Annotated in this window: 19 protein-coding genes; 7 read left to right on the top strand and 12 right to left on the bottom strand. The window is 59.6% G+C overall.

Annotated elements, in window-relative coordinates; genetic code table 11:
- Nucleotides 1–33: 33 nt before the first annotated feature.
- Nucleotides 34–1,656 carry an ABC-F family ATP-binding cassette domain-containing protein gene (locus tag N1937_RS27045; protein WP_170256984.1) on the bottom strand — a complete coding sequence of 541 codons (1,623 nt, stop codon included), beginning with the start codon at nucleotides 1,654–1,656 and terminating at the stop codon, nucleotides 34–36.
- Nucleotides 1,657–1,860: 204 nt separating this feature from the next.
- Here N1937_RS27045 and N1937_RS27040 point away from each other — a divergent pair, with 204 nt between their 5' ends.
- Both N1937_RS27040 and N1937_RS27035 read left to right on the top strand, forming a co-directional pair.
- On the top strand, nucleotides 1,861–2,190 hold the full coding sequence (locus N1937_RS27040; protein ID WP_032986043.1) for a DUF6665 family protein: 330 nt from the start codon (nucleotides 1,861–1,863) through the stop codon (nucleotides 2,188–2,190).
- 105 nt (nucleotides 2,191–2,295) lie between these two features.
- Entirely contained in the window at nucleotides 2,296–3,165 is an 870-nt protein-coding gene (locus tag N1937_RS27035; protein ID WP_170256985.1) for an aldose 1-epimerase family protein, read from the top strand.
- A gap of 39 nt (nucleotides 3,166–3,204) precedes the next feature.
- On the opposite strand, the gene N1937_RS27030 is transcribed toward N1937_RS27035, so the two are convergent.
- Entirely contained in the window at nucleotides 3,205–4,794 is a 1,590-nt protein-coding gene (locus N1937_RS27030; protein ID WP_170256986.1) for a DHA2 family efflux MFS transporter permease subunit, read from the bottom strand.
- A 24-nt stretch (nucleotides 4,795–4,818) separates the two neighbouring features.
- On the bottom strand, nucleotides 4,819–6,003 hold the full coding sequence (locus tag N1937_RS27025; RefSeq protein WP_260060031.1) for an HlyD family secretion protein: 1,185 nt from the start codon (nucleotides 6,001–6,003) through the stop codon (nucleotides 4,819–4,821).
- A 136-nt stretch (nucleotides 6,004–6,139) separates the two neighbouring features.
- On the opposite strand from N1937_RS27025, the gene N1937_RS27020 reads away from it, so the two are divergent.
- Nucleotides 6,140–6,787 carry a TetR/AcrR family transcriptional regulator gene (locus N1937_RS27020; protein WP_162116613.1) on the top strand — a complete coding sequence of 216 codons (648 nt, stop codon included), beginning with the start codon at nucleotides 6,140–6,142 and terminating at the stop codon, nucleotides 6,785–6,787.
- A 68-nt stretch (nucleotides 6,788–6,855) separates the two neighbouring features.
- Here N1937_RS27020 and uxuA read toward each other — a convergent pair whose 3' ends face one another.
- Both uxuA and N1937_RS27010 read right to left on the bottom strand, forming a co-directional pair.
- The gene (uxuA, locus tag N1937_RS27015; RefSeq protein ID WP_222387708.1) at nucleotides 6,856–8,043 is read right to left on the bottom strand and encodes a mannonate dehydratase; all 1,188 of its coding nucleotides are present in this window, start codon (nucleotides 8,041–8,043) and stop codon (nucleotides 6,856–6,858) included.
- A 41-nt stretch (nucleotides 8,044–8,084) separates the two neighbouring features.
- The gene (locus tag N1937_RS27010) at nucleotides 8,085–8,807 is read right to left on the bottom strand and encodes a GntR family transcriptional regulator (RefSeq protein WP_222387709.1); all 723 of its coding nucleotides are present in this window, start codon (nucleotides 8,805–8,807) and stop codon (nucleotides 8,085–8,087) included.
- Nucleotides 8,808–9,032: 225 nt separating this feature from the next.
- Here N1937_RS27010 and N1937_RS27005 point away from each other — a divergent pair, with 225 nt between their 5' ends.
- The 3 genes from N1937_RS27005 to N1937_RS26995 all read left to right on the top strand — a co-directional run bounded on the left by N1937_RS27005 (nucleotide 9,033) and on the right by N1937_RS26995 (nucleotide 11,394).
- A complete protein-coding gene (locus tag N1937_RS27005; protein WP_222387710.1) occupies nucleotides 9,033–9,431 on the top strand; it encodes a DUF2934 domain-containing protein in 399 nt (132 codons plus the stop codon).
- A 44-nt stretch (nucleotides 9,432–9,475) separates the two neighbouring features.
- Nucleotides 9,476–9,727, top strand: coding sequence for a hypothetical protein (locus N1937_RS27000; protein WP_222387711.1), 252 nt, complete (start codon nucleotides 9,476–9,478; stop codon nucleotides 9,725–9,727).
- Nucleotides 9,728–10,119: 392 nt separating this feature from the next.
- The gene (locus N1937_RS26995; RefSeq protein WP_260060028.1) at nucleotides 10,120–11,394 is read left to right on the top strand and encodes an O-antigen ligase family protein; all 1,275 of its coding nucleotides are present in this window, start codon (nucleotides 10,120–10,122) and stop codon (nucleotides 11,392–11,394) included.
- 29 nt (nucleotides 11,395–11,423) lie between these two features.
- Here N1937_RS26995 and N1937_RS26990 read toward each other — a convergent pair whose 3' ends face one another.
- The 3 genes from N1937_RS26990 to N1937_RS26980 all read right to left on the bottom strand — a co-directional run bounded on the left by N1937_RS26990 (nucleotide 11,424) and on the right by N1937_RS26980 (nucleotide 14,939).
- Nucleotides 11,424–13,439 carry a polysaccharide biosynthesis protein gene (locus N1937_RS26990; protein WP_260060027.1) on the bottom strand — a complete coding sequence of 672 codons (2,016 nt, stop codon included), beginning with the start codon at nucleotides 13,437–13,439 and terminating at the stop codon, nucleotides 11,424–11,426.
- Nucleotides 13,440–13,562: 123 nt separating this feature from the next.
- Complete coding sequence (locus N1937_RS26985) at nucleotides 13,563–14,129, bottom strand: sugar transferase (protein WP_222387714.1); 567 nt, start codon at nucleotides 14,127–14,129, stop codon at nucleotides 13,563–13,565.
- A gap of 423 nt (nucleotides 14,130–14,552) precedes the next feature.
- Nucleotides 14,553–14,939 (bottom strand): hypothetical protein, encoded by a 387-nt coding sequence (locus N1937_RS26980; RefSeq protein WP_222387715.1) that lies wholly within the window; start codon nucleotides 14,937–14,939, stop codon nucleotides 14,553–14,555.
- A gap of 55 nt (nucleotides 14,940–14,994) precedes the next feature.
- Between N1937_RS26980 and N1937_RS26975 the strand changes: the two genes are divergently transcribed.
- Nucleotides 14,995–15,387: a hypothetical protein gene (locus N1937_RS26975; RefSeq protein WP_260060025.1), complete on the top strand. Its 393-nt coding sequence runs from the start codon at nucleotides 14,995–14,997 to the stop codon at nucleotides 15,385–15,387.
- A gap of 115 nt (nucleotides 15,388–15,502) precedes the next feature.
- Here the strand turns inward: N1937_RS26975 and N1937_RS26970 are convergent, their stop codons facing one another.
- Genes N1937_RS26970 through N1937_RS26955 form a run of 4 tightly spaced genes read right to left on the bottom strand, consistent with a single transcriptional unit; the run spans nucleotide 15,503 to nucleotide 20,101 of the window.
- Entirely contained in the window at nucleotides 15,503–16,492 is a 990-nt protein-coding gene (locus N1937_RS26970; RefSeq protein ID WP_260060251.1) for a substrate-binding domain-containing protein, read from the bottom strand.
- Nucleotides 16,493–16,545: 53 nt separating this feature from the next.
- Nucleotides 16,546–17,589, bottom strand: a complete 1,044-nt coding sequence (locus tag N1937_RS26965) for an ABC transporter permease (protein ID WP_260060024.1) — start codon at nucleotides 17,587–17,589, stop codon at nucleotides 16,546–16,548.
- Entirely contained in the window at nucleotides 17,589–19,106 is a 1,518-nt protein-coding gene (locus tag N1937_RS26960; RefSeq protein ID WP_260060023.1) for a sugar ABC transporter ATP-binding protein, read from the bottom strand. Before N1937_RS26960 ends, N1937_RS26965 begins: the two co-directional genes overlap by 1 nt.
- A complete protein-coding gene (locus tag N1937_RS26955; RefSeq protein WP_222387720.1) occupies nucleotides 19,103–20,101 on the bottom strand; it encodes a LacI family DNA-binding transcriptional regulator in 999 nt (332 codons plus the stop codon). Before N1937_RS26955 ends, N1937_RS26960 begins: the two co-directional genes overlap by 4 nt.
- Nucleotides 20,102–20,149: the final 48 nt, after the last annotated feature.

The raw sequence follows: 20,149 nt of genomic DNA, 5'->3' as shown, positions 1-20,149 counted from the left end.
TGACGGTTTAGACATGCCGCGCAAAGAAAATCGTCAGCTTCGCAGTCCGGGCGCCTCGTGGCCGGTGCGCGCCACATATTCGGTATAGCCGCCGCCATATTGATGGATGCCCTCGGGCGTCAGCTCCAGTACCCGGTTGGAGAGTGCGGCCAGGAAATGCCGATCGTGCGAGACGAACAGCATCGTGCCCTCATATTGCGACAGCGCCTTGATCAGCATTTCCTTGGTGTCGAGGTCGAGATGGTTCGTCGGCTCGTCGAGCACGAGCAGGTTCGGCGGATCGAACAGCATGATCGCCATGACCAGCCGCGCCTTCTCGCCACCGGATAGGACCCGGCACCGCTTCTCGACATCGTCGCCGGAGAACCCGAAGCAGCCGGCCAGCGCGCGCAAGGGCCCCTGCCCGGCCTGGGGAAACTGGTCCTCCAGCATCTGGAACACGGTGCGCTCGCCGTCCAATATGTCCATGGCGTGCTGGGCGAAATAACCCATCTTGACGCTGGCGCCCAGTGCAACGCTGCCCTGATCAGGCGCGGTGGAGCCGGTCACCAGCTTCAGCAGCGTCGACTTGCCGGCGCCGTTGATGCCCATGATGCACCAGCGTTCCCGGCGGCGCACGACGAAATCCAAACCCTCATAGATGCTGCGGCTGCCGTATTTCTTATGGACATTCTTCAGGTTGACCACGTCCTCGCCGGAGCGCGGCGCCGGCTGGAACTCGAAGGAAACGATCTGACGGCGCTTGGGCGGCTCCACCCGGTCAATCTTCTCGAGTTTCTTCACGCGGCTCTGCACCTGCGAGGCATGCGAGGCGCGTGCCTTGAAGCGCTCGATGAACTTAATCTCCTTGGCGAGCATCGCCTGCTGGCGTTCGAACTGGGCCTGCTGTTGCTTCTCGTTCTGCGCCCGCTGCTGCTCGTAGAATTCGTAGTCGCCGGAATAGGCCGTCAGCGTGCCGCCGTCGATCTCGATGATCTTGGTGACGATACGGTTCATGAACTCGCGGTCGTGCGAGGTCATCAGCAGCGCGCCCTCGTAGCCCTTCAGGAATTCTTCCAGCCAGATCAGGCTTTCCAGATCCAGATGGTTGCTCGGCTCGTCGAGCAGCATGACGTCGGGACGCATCAGCAGAATGCGGGCGAGCGCCACGCGCATCTTCCAGCCGCCCGACAGCGCACTGACATCGCCGTCCATCATCTCCTGGCTGAAGCTTAGGCCGGCGAGCACTTCGCGGGCGCGTCCCTCGAGCGCATAACCATCCAGCTCCTCGTAGCGCGCCTGCACCTCGCCGTAGCGCTCGATGATCTCCTCCATGTTGTCGGCCTGTTCGGGATCGGCCATGGCCGCCTCGAGCTCGCGCAATTCCCCGGCAACGATGCTGACAGGACCTGCACCATTCATCACCTCGGCAACGGCGCTGTGGCCGGCCATTTCGCCGACATCCTGGTTGAAATAGCCGATGGTGACGCCCTTCTCGCAGGAGACCTGCCCCTCGTCGGGCTGCTCCTCGCCGTTGATCATCCGGAAGACGGTCGTCTTGCCGGCGCCGTTCGGGCCGACGAGACCGATCTTCTCACCTCTGTTGAGCGCTGCGGACGCCTCGATGAAGAGGATGCGGTGGCTGAGCTGCTTGCTGATATTTTCGATACGGATCATGGTTTGCGCGGGAGCCTGGAAAGAGATTTTGGCGCCCTTATGCCACGCGTTGACACGGCAGGATAGGCCTGTTTCCCACCCTCTCGATGTCGGGAGCATGATGCTGAAACAGTGAGCGGTTTTCGGACGACATCATGCTCACCTTCTTTAATTTTGGGCCGGATTGGCTAATATTGTGGCTCGCGCCAACGGAGACCTGTGCCAATGAGCGTTCGTCCGCCGCAATCCTTCAGACAATCCGAGCAGGATAGAAACGGCTTCAACGTCCTCGAATACGAGTTGATGTCGGCGCGCGCGGATTCGCTCGGACGGCACGGGCTAAAGGTGGAGGCAGCCCTTGCCGCCCTGAAGGCCTGGGCTGCCGACCGCCAGAGCGCCGAAGACCGCGAGAGGCTTCTCAACGAAGCCTCCGACGCCGTCTGGGCGTTCTTCATCCAGCGTGAGATTTGCGGCTTGCGGAACAACCGCGACGCCATCCAGCGCTACGGCATCCCGAACGAAGTGATCGCGAGATTGGGCGCGATCAGGAAATGACGAGGGCAGCGGCTGGTGTGGCTGCCGTCCCGCCCCTCTACTGGGTGGAAATCCCCCGTTCGGAACGGTATGGCTTGGTGCCGCACCAATGCGAAAGGAAGCGCGATGCCAATCTCCATCCGGATCGGGAATCAGGATCTCACCATCGATGTCTCCTCTCTCGGCGCCGAGATGCAGGCGCTGACATCAAGCGACGGACGCTCGTGGTTATGGACCGGCGACGCAGCCTTCTGGACCGGGCGGTCGCCTATCCTGTTTCCGATCGTCGGCAAGGCGCCTGATGACAAGATCGCGATTGACGGCGCGGTCTATCCAATGGCCCAGCATGGCTTTGCCCGCCGCAGCGAATTCGCCCTTGCGGCCTCCACCGAGACGATGTGTCGGTTCGAACTGGCCGCCTCGGAGGCGACGCGGGCGGTCTATCCGTTCGAATTTCAGCTGGCCGTCGTGCATGCGGTCGAGGGCCGCGCGTTGACTGTCACGGCGGAGGTCACCAATCGCGACCCGAAGCCGATGCCCTTCGGCCTCGGCTTCCATTCGGCCTTCGCCTGGCCATTGCCCGATGCTGCCGGCCGCGACCATATCGTCATGCTCGACAATAAAGGCGAGCCGGCGCTGGTGCGGCTGGGAGGCGGTCTCATCAATCCCGCGCCCCTGCCCTCGCCGTTCGATACCGGCCGGCTGGTGCTCGATCATTCGATGTTCGAGCAGGACGCGATGATTTTCCCTGATGGTGCGGGCGAAGGCCTGACTTATGGCGCCGAAGGCGGGCCGGCCATGCACTTCCATTTCGATAACCTGCCCAATCTTGCGCTATGGACCAAGCCGGGGGCGCCCTTCCTCTGCGTCGAGCCTTGGCATGGAACGGCTGCGGAAGCGGGAGCTTCGAGCGAGCTATCGAAGAGACCGTCGACCACGATCCTGGCACCGGGTGCTGTGGCCCGCTTTGCCTTTACGGTCGAAATTCCGCGATAGAGAGCGCTCGGCGGCAAGCCGGGCGAGCGCGCTGACATCTCAGTGGGCGCCGGCGCCACCGCCGGCCCGCGGTTTTTGGGTGAGCAGCAGGGCGACGGCTGCAACGGCAAGAACCACTCCGATGACGGCGAAGGTATCGGCAAAGCCGAGGATGAGGGCCTGGCGTTTGACGAGCTGACCAAGCGCCACGACGGCTTTCTGGGCGGCGACGGCATGATCGGAAACGCCATGCTGCAGGAAGTAGCCTGTCAATTGGTCGAGACGAGTGCGAACTTCGTCACGGCCGAGCGTCACCGACTGGCCAATGATGTTCGAGTGGAACTGCTCACGTTTGGTCAGCACCGTTCCGAGCGTTGCCGTGCCGACGGCGCCGCCGAGATTGCGCAGCATGTTGGTCAGGCCCGAGGCGGCGGCCGCATCCGAAGGGGCGATGCCGGCGGTGGTGATGGCGGTGATCGGCGTCAGCACCAGGGCCTGGCCGATGGCGCGGATGATATTCGGAATCCAGAACTGGTCGCCTGCGGTATCGGCCGACAACGTGATGTTCATGAAGCAGCTGATCGCAAAGATCGAGATGCCGAGAAAGCCGATGTAACGCGCATCGAAGCGCTTCATCATCATCGGCACGAGCGGGATCAAAAGCAGCTGCGGCAGGCCGGTCCAGGCCAGCACATTGCCGATCTGCTCGGCATTGTAGCGCTGCACCTGGCCGAGATATTGCGGCAGGATATAGACGGTGCCGAAGAGGGCGACGCCGACCAGCACGTTGACGGCAACGCCAATGCCGAAGTTGCGCTGCTTCAGCAGGCGCAGCTTGACCAGCGGCTTTTCCACCGTCAGCTCGATCCAGATGAAGGCGACGAGGAAAACGAAGGCGAGGATGCTCAGCTTGACGATGAAGGGCGAGGAGAACCAGTCCTCCTTGTTGCCTTCTTCGAGCACCGTCTGCAGCGCCGAGAGGCCGATCGCCATGCTGATGATCCCCGCCCAGTCGCCTTCCCTCAGCAGGCCGAGCCGCATCGGCTGCTTGTCGAGCGTCAGGGCAAGGGCGACCGCCATGATGGCGCTCGGGATGGCGTTGATGAAGAAGATCGTCTGCCAGCCGTAATTTTCGGTGAGATAGCCGCCGATGGTCGGGCCGATCGCCGGTGCGAAGGTGACCGAGAGCGCGAAGGCTGCAAGGCCGAGCGGCTGCTGGTGCTTCGGCAGCTTGGTCAGCACCATGGTGAAGGCCATGGGGATCAGCACGCCGCCGGCAAAACCCTGCAGGCCGCGCAGCACGATCATCGTGCCGAGATCGTGGGCGAAGGCACAGCCAATCGAAAACAGCGGGAAGAGGACTGAGTTGACGAGGATATAGCGGCGGAACGAGAAGACGCTGCTGAAATAGGCTGTCAGCGGAATGACGACGATCTCGCCGATCAGGTAGGAGGTCGAGATCCAGGCGCCGTTGTCGACGCCCGTTCCGATGCCGCCCTCGATGTCGAGCAGCGAGGCATTGGTGATCTGGATGTTGAGGATCGCCATAAAGGCGCCGATCATGCCGGCGAGAACGGCGATCCATTCCCTGGTGCTGGCGCCGGTTTTCGGCTGCGGGACAGCGATGGTTGTTGCTGCGATGGTGGACATGACACGAACTCCTCGTCCCCCGGCCTAGCTGCGGTCGTTCTTGGTATTGATATCAGGCTGGACGGACATGCCGGGGCGCAGGTCGCCGTTTTCAGCGGCGTCGCGGTCGAGCACGATCTTCACAGGAATGCGCTGGACGACCTTGGTGAAGTTGCCGGTGGCGTTATCGGGCGGCAGCAGGGCGAATTCCTGGCCGCTTGCCGGCGCGAGGCTGTCGACGTGGCCGTGATAGGTGCGGCCCGGGAACATATCGACCTCGATATCGACAGGCTGGCCGGCCTTGACGTCGGTGAGCTGGGTTTCCTTGTAGTTGGCGATGACATAGGCAGCCGTCATCGGCACGACCGACATGAGCTGGGTGCCGGCCTGGACATATTGGCCGACGCGCAGCGTCCGGTTGCCGACGGTGCCGTCGACGGGCGCTGATATCGTCGCATAAGAGAGATTGAGTTCGGCTTGGTGCTGGACGGCCTCGCTACGCGCAAGGGCCGCCCTCGCCTGGGCAAGCTCTGCGTTCAGCAGGTCGACCTGCTTGACGGCGGCGTCGAGTGAGGCAGTGTCGCGGACAATGGTGGCCTGGGCGGCAGCGATTTGCGAGGCGGCCTGCTGCGCCGTCTGGACCGGGGCATAGCCGCTGGTGGCAAGGTTCGAATAACGCTTGTTGTTCTGCTCGGCAAAGGTCTCGTTGGCGCGGTCGACGCCGACGGTCGCGCGGGCGGCGGCGATCGTCGATTGCTGGATATCGAGCGAAGCCTGCTTGGCGTTGACGGTGGCCTCGGCTGCGGCGACGTCGGCCTTGGCCTGATCGAGGGCTGCCTTGAAATCGCGGTCGTCGATGCGGGCGAGCGGCTGGCCGGCCTTGACGGTCTCGTTGTCCATGACGAGCACCTCGGCGAGATAGCCTGTTACCTTCGGGGCGATGGTGCTGCTGTCGGCCTTCACATAGGCGTCGTCGGTCGAGACATGGAAGCGGCCGACCGTCCAGTAATCATGGCCGTAATAGGCGCCGGCGGCGATCAGCACGAGAGCGGTGGCGCCGAAAAGCAGGGAGCGGCCGCCGCGCTTGCGGGCGGGCTTTTCCTCGGCAACAGGGGCGGCGGCCTCGGCGATGCGCGGCGTCTTGCCGGCGTCAAGGCTTGCCGGGACAGCTTCGGCAACAGTTTCGACGACATCGTTGTTGTTCAAGGCATGCAGCTTCTTGATGGTCATTGTCTCTCTCCGGATGACGGGTCGCCGTCTCTTGGGCTGCGGCCTCTGAATTCGAGTGAAATCCTATTTAGGAAACTTGATGTTTTCCAAAATATGTATTAGAAAATGGATGTCAATGAAAATTTGGAAAATCGTAATGGTCCAAAATCACGAAATCGAGAAGAAGCCGCGAGGACGCCCGCAAGTCCGCTGCGACGAGGATACGAGAAGCGTGATTATCGAGGCGGCGAACAGGCAGTTCCACCAGAACGGCTATGCCGCGGCGAGCATCGCTGCGATCGCGCAGGAGGCCGGGATTTCGACCAAGACGCTCTACCGCCTGTTTCCGACGAAAGCAGATCTCTTTTCGGAGATGATCACGGAGCGCACGGAGCGTTTTTTGTTGGCGCTTGACCCCGGCACACTCGCCGTGGCCGATCTCAGGCAGGGGTTGGAACGCATGCTGATGGCCTATGGCATGCTGACGCTGTCAGTCGATACGATCACCGTGACCCGGCTTGTCATCAGCGAATCTGATCGATTTCCCGAGATCGCCAACGCCTTCTATGAAAAGGCGGTCGTCAGAACCAATACACTGATGGAGAACTGGCTTCACAAGCAGATCGATCGCGGACTGATTGCGCTTGATGATCCGCATGCGGCCTGCGGCATGCTGCGCGGCATGATGATCATGGAGCCGCAGCGTGCCGCGATGCTGCGTCAGGAGCCACCGCCGAAGATCGAGACGATTGCGGCTCGGGCGAAGATGTGCGCCGATCTATTCCTGAAAGGTTGCGCGCTCTGAAGCACCGCTCGGGCTTCAGAGCGCGATGATTTCCGCTAAAGGGCGAACGCCGCGAACCGGGGCGGCACTCAGTTCGGCGGCACGCCGAGCGCATGCAGGATGCCGCGCAGTTCGGCGAGGCCGCGCATGCGGCCGATGGCGGGGTAACCTGGCGTGACGACCTTGTCGAGATCGTCGAGCATACGATGGCCATGATCCGAGCGGAAGACGATGGTGTTTTGCGCGCCGCGGCGGCGATCCTCTGCAACCAGTTCGCGGAGAACGGCGACCATGTCGACGTCGCCTTCCAGATGCGCACTTTCATGGAACGTCCGGCCATCGCCCTCGCGCGTCGTGGCGCGCAGATGGGCGAAGTGGATGCGCGAAGCAAAACGCCGGGCGATCGCCGGCAGGTCGTTCTCGGCACGCACGCCGAGGCTGCCGGTGCAATAACACATGCCGTTTGCCGCCGATGGCACGGCATCGAAGAGCGCGGCATAATCATCGGCCGTCGAGGCGATGCGCGGCAAGCCGAACAGCGAGCGCGGCGGATCATCGGGATGCAATGTCAGCTTGACACCGCGCGCTTCGGCAGCCGGCGTCACCGCCTCCAGGAATTCGATCAGGTGCCGACGCAATCTTGCGGCATCGATACCGCTATAGGCGACCAGCTTTTCCCGGAAGGCCGGAATGGTCAGCGGTTCGGTGGTCGACCCCGGCAGAGCCGAGGTGATGATACGGGTGATGTCGGCGATCTCCTCGTCCGACATAGCCTCGAAAACGACACGCGCCCGTTCGCGGTCCTCCTGTGAATAGTGCTGCGCCGCATCCGGCCGCTCCAGGATGAAGAGATCGAAGGCTGCGAAGCGTTCATGATCGAAGCGCATGGCGGTAGCGCCTGTCGGCGTCACGAAATCGAGGTCGGTGCGAGTCCAGTCCACGACAGGCATAAAATTATAGCAGACGATCGGAATGCCGCAGGCGGCGACCGCTTCGAGACTGGCGATCCACGCCTCGATCTCGGCCTTCGCCTCCCCGCCCTTGCGCTTGACGGCGTCGGGGATCGGGATGCTCTCGACCACCGACCAGACGAGCGGGGAACGGTCGCCGGGCGTCGTCTCGATCAGGGACTGGCGTTCGCGCACTTCCCTTTCCGTCCAGGCCCTGCCGATCGGCACCTGATGCAGCGAAGAGACGATATTCGTCGCGCCCGTTTGGCGGACTTCATCCAGCGTCACCGGCGCTTCCGGTCCGAACCATCTCCAACCCTGTCGCATCTTCTTCCTTCCCTAAGTCTTTCGTTTCGTGTTGCCTGCCGTCAGCAGAAATAGTCGGGGTAACGCGCGCGCAGTTCGTCGACATCGGGAATGACGGCGCTTAAGTGATGGATCATCGCGCTGCGTGCAGCCGCCGCATCGTGGGCGGCGAGCGCATCGCGGATCATCATGTGTTCGTGCACGACGTTATCCATGCGCCCGAGCACCGGCAGCGTCAGCCGCCGTGCCCGGTCGATCTGTACCTTGACCGTCTTCAGGATTGTCCAGATGCCGGGATAACCTGAGATCTGCGCGATCGCCTCATGAAAAGCCTCATCCTCCTCATGGAAGCTAGAGGCATTGCCGGTCGCAGCATACCCCCGCTGGCGGGCAATGATAATATCGAGACGGGCGATATCGGCGGCAGTCGCAGTCCGAGCCGCGGTCTCGACGGTCGTGCCTTCGAGCGCCTTGCGCACGACGACCGCCTCGGGGATCGCCGAGACCGGCACCCGCGATACAACGGTGCCCGACTGCGGGTAGATATCGACCAGTCCGCCTTCGGAAAGCCGGAGCAGTGCCTCGCGCACCGGCGTGCGGCTGACACCGAATTCATCGGCGATCCGCTTTTCCTGCAGCAGCATGCCAGGCGGCATCCGCAGCGACACGATGTCGGCATAGAGGCGATCGTAGATGACGCCGGCTGTGGTGATGCGGCGCAGCCTGCTCCCGACTTCCTGCGACGTCGCGACTGCCGAAACTTTGGTTTCTAATGCCTGGCGCATGACATACCGGCGCGTTAAGACTTCGTGACATACTAGTATATCAGTTTTATCACCTTGCCAAGACGTCCGGCAGACTGTTGCGGTATGACTGCATCTGGGAGGGGGCGGCACTTCGCGAATGCGCGGGCGAACGGCACAAGCCTCGAAGCCCGATCTTTTGCGCCGAAGCATTCTTTGTTTGGAACTTAGATCGGCCGAGTTGGTTGAGATTTAAAGGAGACCCTTATGAAAAACTCGGCACGACGCAAGACAAGCAAAGGTACGACCGACGGCGGCCGGCCGGAAGCCCCACCCGCGGACGCAGGCGGACGGAAAATGGCTCGGCGAGCCGCAAACCAAATCGATAGGCAGAGCGGGTCGCCAGCAGCCAGCCGCGACGAGGAGATCCGAAAAAGGGCGTACTCCCTGTGGGAGAAAGAAGGAAGACCGGAAGGCAAGCACGGGCGTCACTGGACTCTCGCCGAGCATGAACTCGATGCGCAGCAGGGCGAAGCCGACAACCCTCCAAATCTCGCAGCACTGCGAGAGGCCTCGCGCGAACATACCGATGCATTCCTCGTCAAGACGGATCTCGAGGATGCGGATCAACGCGAAGCCTCCCCCGGTACGCGCGAACAGGATTGAACTTTCCGCGCGCCAATTCAGACCTCTTGCAGAAGGTTCCCGACATGGCCGACAAACAGAATTTGAGCGCCGGATTCACCGGCACACCCGCTGAGCAGCCAGAGGGATTGACCAAAGTCGCGAAGTCGGCCGCCAAAGAGATGAAGCGTGAGGCTTATGCCGTCGCCTCCGGCGCCAGAGAGCACCCGCGCACCGCAAGCGCATTGCTGCTCGCCACCGGCGTTATCGCATTCGGGTTTGGCTATCTCCTTGGTCGATCATCGGCGGAAGGTTCGACACGCCCATCTTGGCGATAACGGCGGCCGCTTCGATAAAAAACCTGCGTCGGTTCTTCGATTACTGCATAATTCAAATTGCTACGTCGTCCTTTGTGCGTTCGAAAAGACGCGCGGCGCTGTAGCTCTGACGGTCCGGATGTTGCTTTCTTCTCCCCCCGCGAAACGCTTTCGTCGGCCGCTGGACGAGCAAATCTTCAAATCAAGCCCGCACCTTAGGCGTGTTTTCCGTTGAAGCCGTTCTTACCGTCTTTTCCATTTGCCGCTCTTCATCGACGAGAACCACGTCTGTCCGGACGCCTGTTGCTGGAATACCACGTCGAATAAAGCCACAGATTGCATCCTCATCACCGCTTGACAGCCGTGATCACGATCCTTAGCGAGGCAGCATCGATACGGTCAGGACCGGCAAAGTGAATTATCTTAGGCAACTCAAGATGGCAGTGCTTTATCCCGGGAATGAGACCGGAAGCGCGCTCGACCGAAACAACCGCCTTGCGGTCTTTGCCTTTGCAATCCTTCCAGGGCTTTCGCCGAACTTTAACTCCTTCATCCTCCTCGCGTCGATGGTATGGGGCGCCTACTGTCTGGCCACGGGCAGCCTCGCCTTGAACCTGTCGAGATCCGACCGGCTGGTTGCCATTGGCATGTCGATCTACCCGCTGGTGATGATCGCCAGCATCTTCATCAATCCGCCTTACTCCGAAGAACTAGACTGGATATTCCGGCTCCTGCCTTTTTTTTCAACCTGGCTGATATTGCCGCGGATGCGCCAATCTCCCGATGGCAGTCTCGTGCCGCTCTTTATCCTCGGCGCGGGCATTGGCATGATCGTCACCTTTGTTTTCAGTCTCCTGCAGATCATGTTTCTGATGGAAAGGGCAGAGGCTGGAACTTCGAACGCTGCACTCCTAGGCGTCATAGGCATTCTTTTCGGCGGCATCGCGCTTCTCAACGTTCAATCTCCCAGAAGCGTGGAGCAAAGAATTGCAATATTGGGATACGCCGCCGGCCTAGGCTGCGTGCTGCTTTCGGGGACACGTTCGGCCTGGCTGGTCATTCCCGTCCATATCGTCATCTTTCTCTGGTATTTCCGCAAACATAGCTTCCATCTGAGTTTGCGCAGCCTTGCTATTACCAGTTCCTTGCTGTTGGCGGGACTTATCGCCCTGGGCAGCGGCCAGATCCTCCATCGCATCCAGGCGCTGCAGGAAAATCTGACGACGCTCGAACGCACCGACGGCGAGATCACGTCGCTCAGTGCGCGGTTCGCATTGTACAAAGGCGCACTATCGGCAATCAGTAAGGACCCGTTGACGGGTTATGGTCCGCAAAACCGGATGGCTTCGGTTTTGGCAGAGCTGCCCGATAACATACGGCCGCAACTGCCCTACTCGCATGTCCACAACGGTTTCCTCACCGCGGGAATCGACGCCGGCGTCTTCGGCATTGCAGCGCTTTCGCTGATGCTGCTGACGCCCCTGATAGGCGCGTGGAGAAAGGAAGCGGGACCGGGCCGGGATTTAGCGATTGCACTCGCTCTTCTGCTTGTCAGCAGCTACGTCATAACGGGCAGCTTTGGCATCATGTTCAATCAGAAAGCCTTGGATCCGATCTTCGCTTACATGGTCGCCCTTATTTGTGTGGATCGCGGCAGCACGTGCTTTGCGCCCGTCGTTCGGAGCTGACGTCCAGCATCCCTTGAGCCTGCAGACCCTTACAGCGTTCTTTGAATTGTCTGAGGCAGACGTATTGGCTCGGCGCCGGCGAAAGCCATATCCGAGACCTCACCCGTTGACGAATAGCCGGAAACAAGCTCCGCCAACGTTGCGCGTGCAGCGATCATATCGTTCCGGTCCAGTGCGGCGTTGAGCGAGTTCAGCCTTTTCGACAGCTCCGGCCAGGACAAGAAATCCTCACGCGCCTTCATGATCCGAGGATGTTCGGTTGTTTCAGGATTATCCCCGATCAACAGTTCTTCGTAAAGCTTCTCGCCGGGCCTAAGACCTGTAACGGAAAGCTCGATATCCCCTTCGAGATTGTTCTCGTCGCGGACCGTCAATCCGGAAAGCTCGACCATCTTGCGGGCGAGATCTGCGATGCGAACGGGCTCGCCCATGTCGAGCAGGAAAACATCGCCGCCGTCAGCCATGGCGCCGGCCTGGATGACGAGCTGCGAGGCCTCCGAAATGGTCATGAAATAGCGGGTTATATCGGGATGTGTCAGCGTAACGGGGCCGCCTTCCTTGATCTGCTGGCGGAAAAGCGGCACGACGGATCCGGAGGAGCCGAGGACGTTTCCGAAGCGGACCATGGAAAAATTCGTTCGCATTCTGTCGGTCGTCGGTTCTGCTGCGAGCGCCTGCAGAAGCATCTCTGCCAGCCTCTTGCTGGCGCCCATCACATTTGTCGGACGCACGGCCTTGTCTGTGCTGATCAGCACGAAATTCGAAACGCCGCATTTAATCGCTGCGCGCGCCGTGACCAGCGTACCCATGACATTGTTCTTGATACCTTCCACGGCATTGTGTTCGACAAGCGGCACATGTTTGTAAGCGGCGGCATGATAGAGCGTCTGAGGTCGCCAGTTCTGCATGACATGTTCCATGCGATCCTGATCGCGGACGGAACAGAGGATTGGGACGATCTGCAGATTTTCATGTCTGTACAGCTCGGCCAGCTTCTGCAATTCGGCATGAATATTATAAAGCGCAAACTCATTCTGATCGATGAGGATCAGGCTGGAAGGCCCGGTGCGCAAAATCTGACGACATAACTCGCCGCCGATCGAGCCGCCAGCACCGGTGACCATCACCACCTTGTTGCCCATCGACTTGTCGAGTAGCTCCTGGCGCGGCGCGACCGCTTCTCTTCCCAGCAGATCTTCGATCTCGAGCTCGCGGATGTCGGAGACGGTGACACGCCCCTGAGCCAGGGCCGTGAGATCGGGCAATGTGCGAACATTCACCCTGGCTTTGCGGATATGCTCCAGGATTTCATTGCGACGCTGCCGCGTTGCTGATGGAAGAGCAAGCAGCACGTTGTGCACGCCGAGAGATTCGGCAAGCACCGGAAGATCCGAGGGGTCGTAGATCGGCAAACCACCCATGACCCCGCCCTTGAGACGCGGATCATCATCCAGATAGCCGACGACATTGAGTTCCGCACTGTTGATCAAGGCACCGGCGAGTTGCCGCCCGGCCGTTCCTGCCCCATAGATCAGCACCTTGGCGAGCATATTCTTGTGAAGGATCCGCTGGTAAGCATCGCCGAGCCAGTAGCGGATACCCAATCGCGACAGGCCGATCGCAATCAACAGAAGGAAGGGCTGGAGGATGCCGACGGTTCTGGGAACGCCGGGAACGCTGAGGGCGGTAAATATCGTCATGAAGGCGACGCCGTAGATCGCAATGGCCTTTAGAACGGTAATGAAAGCAGCCATATTGGCATAACGGAAGATCGCCCGATACATGCCCATGACTATGAAGATGGGAAGTGCCATACAGAGCGAAACGAAGACCGGCAGCCACTGCACGCCGGTCAGCACCGTCCATTCGTTCAGGCGGAAACAATAGGCCAGCCAGATCGTCAGAACACAAAAGCTGGAATCCACCAGCAAAGCCAGAGCACGTTTGGCAACCCGCGGCATCGCCAGCAGAGGGGCGACGAGCGCTTGCATCGGCATTAAGAACCATCCTGAGCGCGGCGTCTCAGTGGGGGTATTTTCGGGCATTGTTTACCAGCGTCTCGCGGATCAATCAGACAACCACCTTCTTGTCATTTTCTGCAACGAGCGCAACTGAAATAATCGGAAAGTAAGGTCTCCCGCGCCGCTTATCTATCAGAAGTAGGTAACTTAATGCCTTATTCCCTTACGGCGGATGACCTTCTCGGCAGTCCTAAACAGGATGCGTATGTCGAAGCCGAAGGAGCGACGTTCGAGATATTCGATATCGAATTTTACCTTCTCCGGAATCGGCAATTCGTCACGTCCGTTGATCTGCGCCCATCCCGTCAGTCCAGGCAACAGCTTGTCGACACCATGGGCCGTCCGCAGCTCTATCAGATCATATTGATTGTAGAGTGCCGGCCGCGGGCCGACGAAACTCATCTTCCCTTCGAGAATGCACCAGAGCTGCGGCAGTTCGTCGAGGCTGGATTTGCGCAGGAACGAGCCGATGGGTGTCAGAAACCGATCCGGGTTTTCGAGCAAATGTGTGGCAACCGTTGGTGTGTCGACGCGCATGCTGCGAAATTTCGGCATCAGGAAGATCTGATTGAAACGGCCGACACGTTTTGACCAATAAAGAATCGGTCCCCGCGAGGTAAGGCGAACACAAAGAGCGACGATAAGGATTGGCACAAGCAGGATCACCGACGCGATCAAGGCCAAGAAGAAATCCATCGCCCGTTTCAAATCCATATTCCGAAGTTCTTCCGCCCATCGATCGACCATACGGCATTCGCCGCCGTCGTTTGCCGTATCGTCAAAAAGCGTTTCGCGTCAACTGTAGGGCACGGCGTTTTATCATGTGCCGGCTTGGTCGATTATCGACCGGTGCATTGGAAGGGAACACCACAAGCCCGTTTCCTCGGAGAGCTCTCCCGTGGGATAAAAGTTCAACAAGTCATGCCAAGATGGCCAGCGCTCGGGTCGGTGATGCGCCGAGCAGCCGCTTGGCCTCGCACAGGGCACGATAGCTTGTGAACTTGTCGGCCGTGCACGACTTTGCGGGCAGACGTCCGGCTAGCCAAGCTTCCAAGTGTCATCGGCCGCCGCCCGAAGGGCGTCGTCACATTTTCGTTTTACATTTTCTTCGCATTCTTCAGGGCAATGGATCGCGGCTCACCAAATCTCATCAACGGCGAACAGGGTTTCATGATAAAGCCCGACCAAGCTCGCCTTGCAAAGGATGCACAGCGAATACTCGCACGCAGCTGGCGCGATAATCATGTAGGCGCCGATTGCGTCGATGAACGGTCTTTTGACCTCGATCAAAGTGATTTTCATTTCGGCGCGATAAGCTTCCATCCGTTCAACGGACGATAGAACTATGCAAGTTTCCGAAGCAATGCATAAGGAAGTCTCTTGGAAGTCAGTGAGCCGCAACCACGCGTAACTTGCGTTAGACAGCCTTTGGCGGCCGTTGGCTATCGGGGCGTGCAGCAATATCGCTGCGAGCCCCGCCGGAGCGCTCCCAATTGGCTCCGCCGCTATCATCGCGGCTGCCATCATCCGCGCCTTTGCAGCGCATCAAACAATATCTCACGCAATAAGGAGACAGGCCGTGCAAAAACAAGCGTCAAAATCGGGGTTCGACTTTCCGCCAGCTTTATTCCCGGCGTTGAGCGACAGCAACAAACTGGCCGATTCCGCCTTGAAGATGCCGACAAGCATCGCGAAAGCATTGCTTCGCTATCAAGTGGAAGGTCTATCGTTTCTTCAGCACCGTTTTCAACGCGACATCAAGCTGATGGACGACATCATCGCAGCGCAAAAGACCAATGATACCTTCGATGTAATAAGCGACTATTGCCGCGATGCGGCTTTCGATTACGCGAAAGAGGTTGGGAAAACCCTGACTATCAATGCCAGATTTGCGTCGGACGCCGCCGGCATTGTAACAGAAGAGGTCAAAAACTCTTTGAACAATACAGCCGCGAGCACGATAGCGCCTTGAAGCGGGTCTTCTGCTATTTAAGAATGCGCTCGGCGAAGGAGTTCGGGCACGCCAGCCAATTGGTATGGTTCAACCCGGCTGGACAGTCGCGTCTGGCCGGGTTGAGTCTGGAGCTTTACTTACCCATCATCTGCTTCGCATTATCGGGCGTGATGGCGGTGGTATCGACCGTTACTGTTGCTGGCACCGACGATGCGCAGTCCAGCAATATCGACTTAGCCATATCGACCGCCTCCTTGGCTCCTGTCGGATATGTGAAGGTAGCGGACCAGTCGCCCTTTGCGACTGCCTCGATCCCGCCTGCCGGACCTGGCAAGCCATCAGTGCCGATGATCTTCACGCTCTTGCCGGCACCTTTCGCGGCAAGCAGCGCACCCGCCGCCATCATATCGTTGCTGGCATAGACCATCTTGATATCGGGATGAGCCTGCAGCATCGCAGCGAACGCGGTCTGTGCTTTATCCGGCAACCAGTCTGCCGCTTGTTCTGCCACGATCTGGATCTTGGAATTGGATTTCACGCCATCCTTGAAGCCATTCAGCCGTTCGACGGCCGGTGTGGAACTCGGCAGGCCCTGCAGTACGGCTGCCTCGCCGCCGTCCGGCAGAAGCGTCTTGCTCGTATATTCGCCGGCGGCCAACGCGATTTTGTAGTTATCTCCTCCGATGAAGGCTGTATAGTCCTTGCCAGCCTCACCGTTCGTCTTGCGGTCAAGTTCGACGACCGGGATACCCGCATCCATTGCCCGCTTGACGGCGGGCGTAAGCGGAGCCGCCTCGAAAGGCGAGATCAACAGAAGGTCAACCTTTTGGGTGATGAAATTGTCGACTTGCGATGTCTGAGTGTTGACGTTGCCCGCGCCGTCAGCGATCTGCAGTGTGAACTGCGGGACTGCCTTGGCGGCGGCCTGTAGTTCATCGTTGACGTGCTGGCGGTAGGGCTCCGCATTGTTGGCCTGCGAGAAGCCGATGACGAACTCGCCATCCTTGGCACAAGCCTTCACGAGCGGATCGGCAGCGTGAGCCACGCTGGCAATAGCAAGGCATGAGCCGGCCAGGAGTGCCATGCGCCCGGCATGCCACATTCGAAGTGCATTCTGTGTCATTACTTTCTCCTCCACATTGATCCCGGATCCACCCTCCGGGTGATGCCGCCACACTACCTGCCCAATCCTTCGCGGCGACGAACGAGGGATTGAAGGACTGCCGCCAGAACGATAATTGCCGCTGTCGCAAGCAACTGCATGGCGGGCGTGATGTTGTTCAGTTGCAGTATATTGGCCAAAGCGCCGAGCATGATCGTACCGGCGATTGTTCCGACCATTGAACCCGACCCGCCAAACAGGCTGGTTCCTCCGATGACGACAGCCGCGATGGCCGTCAATTCATATCCGGTCCCATCATTGGCGCTCCCAAAATTGAATTGTCCGGCATGGACGATGCCAGCAAGTGCGGATGCAAAGCCGGTAATGGCGTAAACGGCGATCTTGATTGCCGAGACCGGAACACCTGAGATGCGGGCTGCGCGCTCGTTGCCGCCGACGGCATAGACGTAACGGCCGAACCTCGTCGTGTTCAGCGCGAGCGTGGCGATGCAGGCAAAGATCAAGAAGACGATCGTGGCGACGGGAACGACGTTACCGAATAGCCGACCGCCGAGAATGGCAAAGATGGGTGGAGCAAGCCCAGGACCATCACCATAGGAAATATTGATGTACTGATTGTCCGACACAACGAGTGCAAGCCCCCGGGCTGCCTGCAAGCCGGCAAGAGTGACGATAAACGCTTCAAGCCGAAACTTGCTTGAGATCGCTCCCTGGACCAACCCGAAACAAGTGCCCATCAGCAGCACTGCCAGCACCGTCGTGACCAGCCCAAAACCGCCTGAGACCATCAATGTTGCCGTTACGACGCTCGCAAGACCAAGTGTGGCCCCAACCGAGAGATCAATCCCGGCGGTGATGATCACGAACGTCATTCCGATCGCAATGATGCCAGTTTCGGACACCGCGCGGACGATGTTTGCGATGTTGTCGGGTTGAATGAACAGAATGACACCGTGCCGACGCGGTGAGAAAATGATGCCTCCAGCGAAAACGAGTATAAGGCCGATCAAGCTCTGGAAGCGGACCAACACCGCGAGCGGATCAATCCGCTTGGCGGGCTGAACCGCTGGATTGGATGCGATTTGCTGTTCGGACATCAGGCCTCCCTCCCGTTGGCGGCCGCCAGGACTTCGTGTTCGTCGACGCCGCCAGAAAACTCAGCAACGCTGCTGCCGTTGCGCAAAACCACTATGCGATCGCATAGGCCGATCAGTTCGGGCATCTCGCTAGAAGCGACAAGAATGCCCAATCCCTCTGAAGCCAGCTTGCGCAAGCGGGCATAGATTTCTCCCTTTGCGCCGACGTCGACGCCACGTGTCGGCTCGTCGAGAAGCAACAAGCGCGGATTGCCCAGCACTTCCTTTGCGAGGACGACCTTCTGCTGATTGCCCCCAGAGAGTGCCCCGACCGCGATGCCGGGATTCTTTGGACGAATGTCGAATTGGCCGAAAGAGCTCTTGATCGCATCCTCCTGGCGCCGCGCCGACAGCAAGCCCTTTGGTGATATCCAGCGGATGATCGACATCACCAGATTGAGACCTACAGACATACGCAACATGAGACCGGCCCCACGCCGGTCATCAGTTACAAATGCCAGTCCTGCCCTGCGAGCAGCCGCGATCGATTTAAGCCTGGTCGGCCTGCCACCAATCGTAATGTCCCCGTGCCATTGGCCGGGCACGCCTGTTCCGTATAGAGCGCTCAAAAGCTCGGTTCGACCCGCCCCCATAACGCCGGCGAGCCCGACGATTTCGCCACGCCGAACATCCAGATCGACTTTGATTGGCGCCTGCCACCCGGGTGACACGCGGTACGGGCGGAAGGAAGCCTGTCGCATCCGCAGGAGCACGTCACCAACACTCGGTGCGCGGCGGGGATAAAGCTCGTTCAAAGGACGTCCAACGAGAAGCTGCACCAGTTCGGCCTGCGGCGCATCTGGTTTGGTGACGCCAGCCACCTTGCCGTCGCGCATGACCGTAACGCGATGAGCGATCTGCGGCACTTCCTCAAGGCGGTGCGAGATATAGACGATGCCAACGCCCGACGCTGCCAGGCCACGCATGATGTCGAATAGTCGATCCACTTCGCCAACAGTCAAGGCAGCCGTCGGCTCATCCATGATGAGGGCTCTCGATGCGTAGGAAAGCGCCTTGACGATGGCGACGACCTGGCGCTGGCCGATGGAAAGCTCACTCACGAACTGGGCGGGATCGATAGATCGGTCGATCGCTTCTAGTCTTTTACGCGCCTCTTGCAGCATGGCCTTCCCATCGAGCATGCCGTGCCGATGGACAAGTTCGCGCCCGAGGAAGAGATTGGCAGCCACGGTCAGGCTCGGAACGAGGTCCAGCTCCTGGAAGATCGTTGCGATCCCGGCTGCTTGTGCATCACGCGGGCTGTGAAATCGCGCCGGTTTGCCGTCGATGAAGATCTCTCCCTCGTCCGGCGTATTCACACCGGACAGCAGGTTTATCAGCGTCGATTTTCCTGCACCGTTTTCACCAAGCAGCGCATGGATTTCGCCAACCTTTAGGTCGAAATCCACGCCGCGAAGCGCCTGGACGCCGCCGAAGCGCTTGACGGCACCTTTCGCTGAAAGAACGACGTGGCTCATGCTGCTTCTCCACACGATTCACGCACTCGCAAAACTGGCGACAGTCGAATGGTCTCGTGGGGGCGGCGCTTGTTGCCGATCCGCTCGATCAGCAAGTCCGCCGCCTTCCTGCCAATCTCATCGCAAGGCTGGGCCATCAGCGTCAGGCGCGGTTCGAAATAATCTGCCCATTCGAAATCATCGATCCCAAGGACAGAAATGTCCGCGGGAACACGCAGCTTCCGCTCTCGGATAGCTCTCATAGCCCCGATCATCGCCAGATTGTTCGAAGCAAGAATCGCTGTCGGCGGCTCCTTCAGCCCCAGCAAACGGTGCGTCGAAGCGGTGGCGTCGGCGGTGCTGCGATTGCCGTCGCTGATTAAATTATCCTCTACCTCTATTCCCTTCTCCGTCATCGCTGTGCGGAAGGCCTTTGCGCGCTCCACAGTCGTCGCAAAGCCGGGCTGACCGAGAATGATCCCAACCCGCCGATGATGCAGCGTGACGAGATGATCGACGAGCATTCGTATTGCGGCGACGTTATCCGTCCCGACTTGGTCGAAACGGTTGTCCGACAGCCTGTCAACAAGCACACAGGGAAGGTCGGACCGGATGAGATAGTCCAGCGCCTTTTTAGGATCGCCCGAAGGCGCAAGTATAATCCCGTCGACGCGGCGCTGATGCAGATGCTGGATCAGTTCCAGCTCCCGGATCGGATCATCCTGCGTGTCACAGAGGAACGCGATTAAGCCTCGTTTGGAACACTCGGCCTCAATCGCGCAGATGATGTCACTGAAGTAAGGATTCGAAATCGCGGAAATCGCGAGGCCGACAGTGCCTGTCGATGACAGTTTGAGCGAGCGAGCGACTGTATTGGGGATGTATCCGATTGCCTCCACGGACTCGATGACGAGCTTGACCTTCTCGGGTGAGACGTAGCGCGTCTTATTGAGAACGTGCGAAACCGTGGAGACTGAGACCCCAGCCGCCTTTGCCACCTCGGAAATAGTTGTCATGAGCGCACTCCAGCTCTCGCCAGCAGCGCAACAAACACGTTTTTCAAT

It is taken from the genome of Rhizobium sp. WSM4643 (assembly GCF_025152745.1).
In the GTDB taxonomy this organism is placed as follows: domain Bacteria; phylum Pseudomonadota; class Alphaproteobacteria; order Rhizobiales; family Rhizobiaceae; genus Rhizobium; species Rhizobium leguminosarum_I.
This window is presented reverse-complemented; position numbering and strand designations above follow the sequence as displayed.

Bases quoted from the DNA above. Each gene is read 5' to 3' on its own strand.
- N1937_RS27045 (WP_170256984.1), bottom strand. From the start codon at position 1,656: ATGATCCGTATCGAAAATATCAGCAAGCAGCTCAGCCACCGCATCCTC.
- N1937_RS27040 (WP_032986043.1), top strand. From the start codon at position 1,861: ATGAGCGTTCGTCCGCCGCAATCCTTCAGACAATCCGAGCAGGATAGA.
- N1937_RS27035 (WP_170256985.1), top strand. From the start codon at position 2,296: ATGCCAATCTCCATCCGGATCGGGAATCAGGATCTCACCATCGATGTC.
- N1937_RS27030 (WP_170256986.1), bottom strand. From the start codon at position 4,794: ATGTCCACCATCGCAGCAACAACCATCGCTGTCCCGCAGCCGAAAACC.
- N1937_RS27025 (WP_260060031.1), bottom strand. From the start codon at position 6,003: ATGACCATCAAGAAGCTGCATGCCTTGAACAACAACGATGTCGTCGAA.
- N1937_RS27020 (WP_162116613.1), top strand. From the start codon at position 6,140: ATGGTCCAAAATCACGAAATCGAGAAGAAGCCGCGAGGACGCCCGCAA.
- uxuA (WP_222387708.1), bottom strand. From the start codon at position 8,043: ATGCGACAGGGTTGGAGATGGTTCGGACCGGAAGCGCCGGTGACGCTG.
- N1937_RS27010 (WP_222387709.1), bottom strand. From the start codon at position 8,807: ATGCGCCAGGCATTAGAAACCAAAGTTTCGGCAGTCGCGACGTCGCAG.
- N1937_RS27005 (WP_222387710.1), top strand. From the start codon at position 9,033: ATGAAAAACTCGGCACGACGCAAGACAAGCAAAGGTACGACCGACGGC.
- N1937_RS27000 (WP_222387711.1), top strand. From the start codon at position 9,476: ATGGCCGACAAACAGAATTTGAGCGCCGGATTCACCGGCACACCCGCT.
- N1937_RS26990 (WP_260060027.1), bottom strand. From the start codon at position 13,439: ATGCCCGAAAATACCCCCACTGAGACGCCGCGCTCAGGATGGTTCTTA.
- N1937_RS26985 (WP_222387714.1), bottom strand. From the start codon at position 14,129: ATGGATTTGAAACGGGCGATGGATTTCTTCTTGGCCTTGATCGCGTCG.
- N1937_RS26980 (WP_222387715.1), bottom strand. From the start codon at position 14,939: ATGGCAGCCGCGATGATAGCGGCGGAGCCAATTGGGAGCGCTCCGGCG.
- N1937_RS26970 (WP_260060251.1), bottom strand. From the start codon at position 16,492: ATGACACAGAATGCACTTCGAATGTGGCATGCCGGGCGCATGGCACTC.
- N1937_RS26965 (WP_260060024.1), bottom strand. From the start codon at position 17,589: ATGTCCGAACAGCAAATCGCATCCAATCCAGCGGTTCAGCCCGCCAAG.
- N1937_RS26960 (WP_260060023.1), bottom strand. From the start codon at position 19,106: ATGAGCCACGTCGTTCTTTCAGCGAAAGGTGCCGTCAAGCGCTTCGGC.
- N1937_RS26955 (WP_222387720.1), bottom strand. From the start codon at position 20,101: ATGACAACTATTTCCGAGGTGGCAAAGGCGGCTGGGGTCTCAGTCTCC.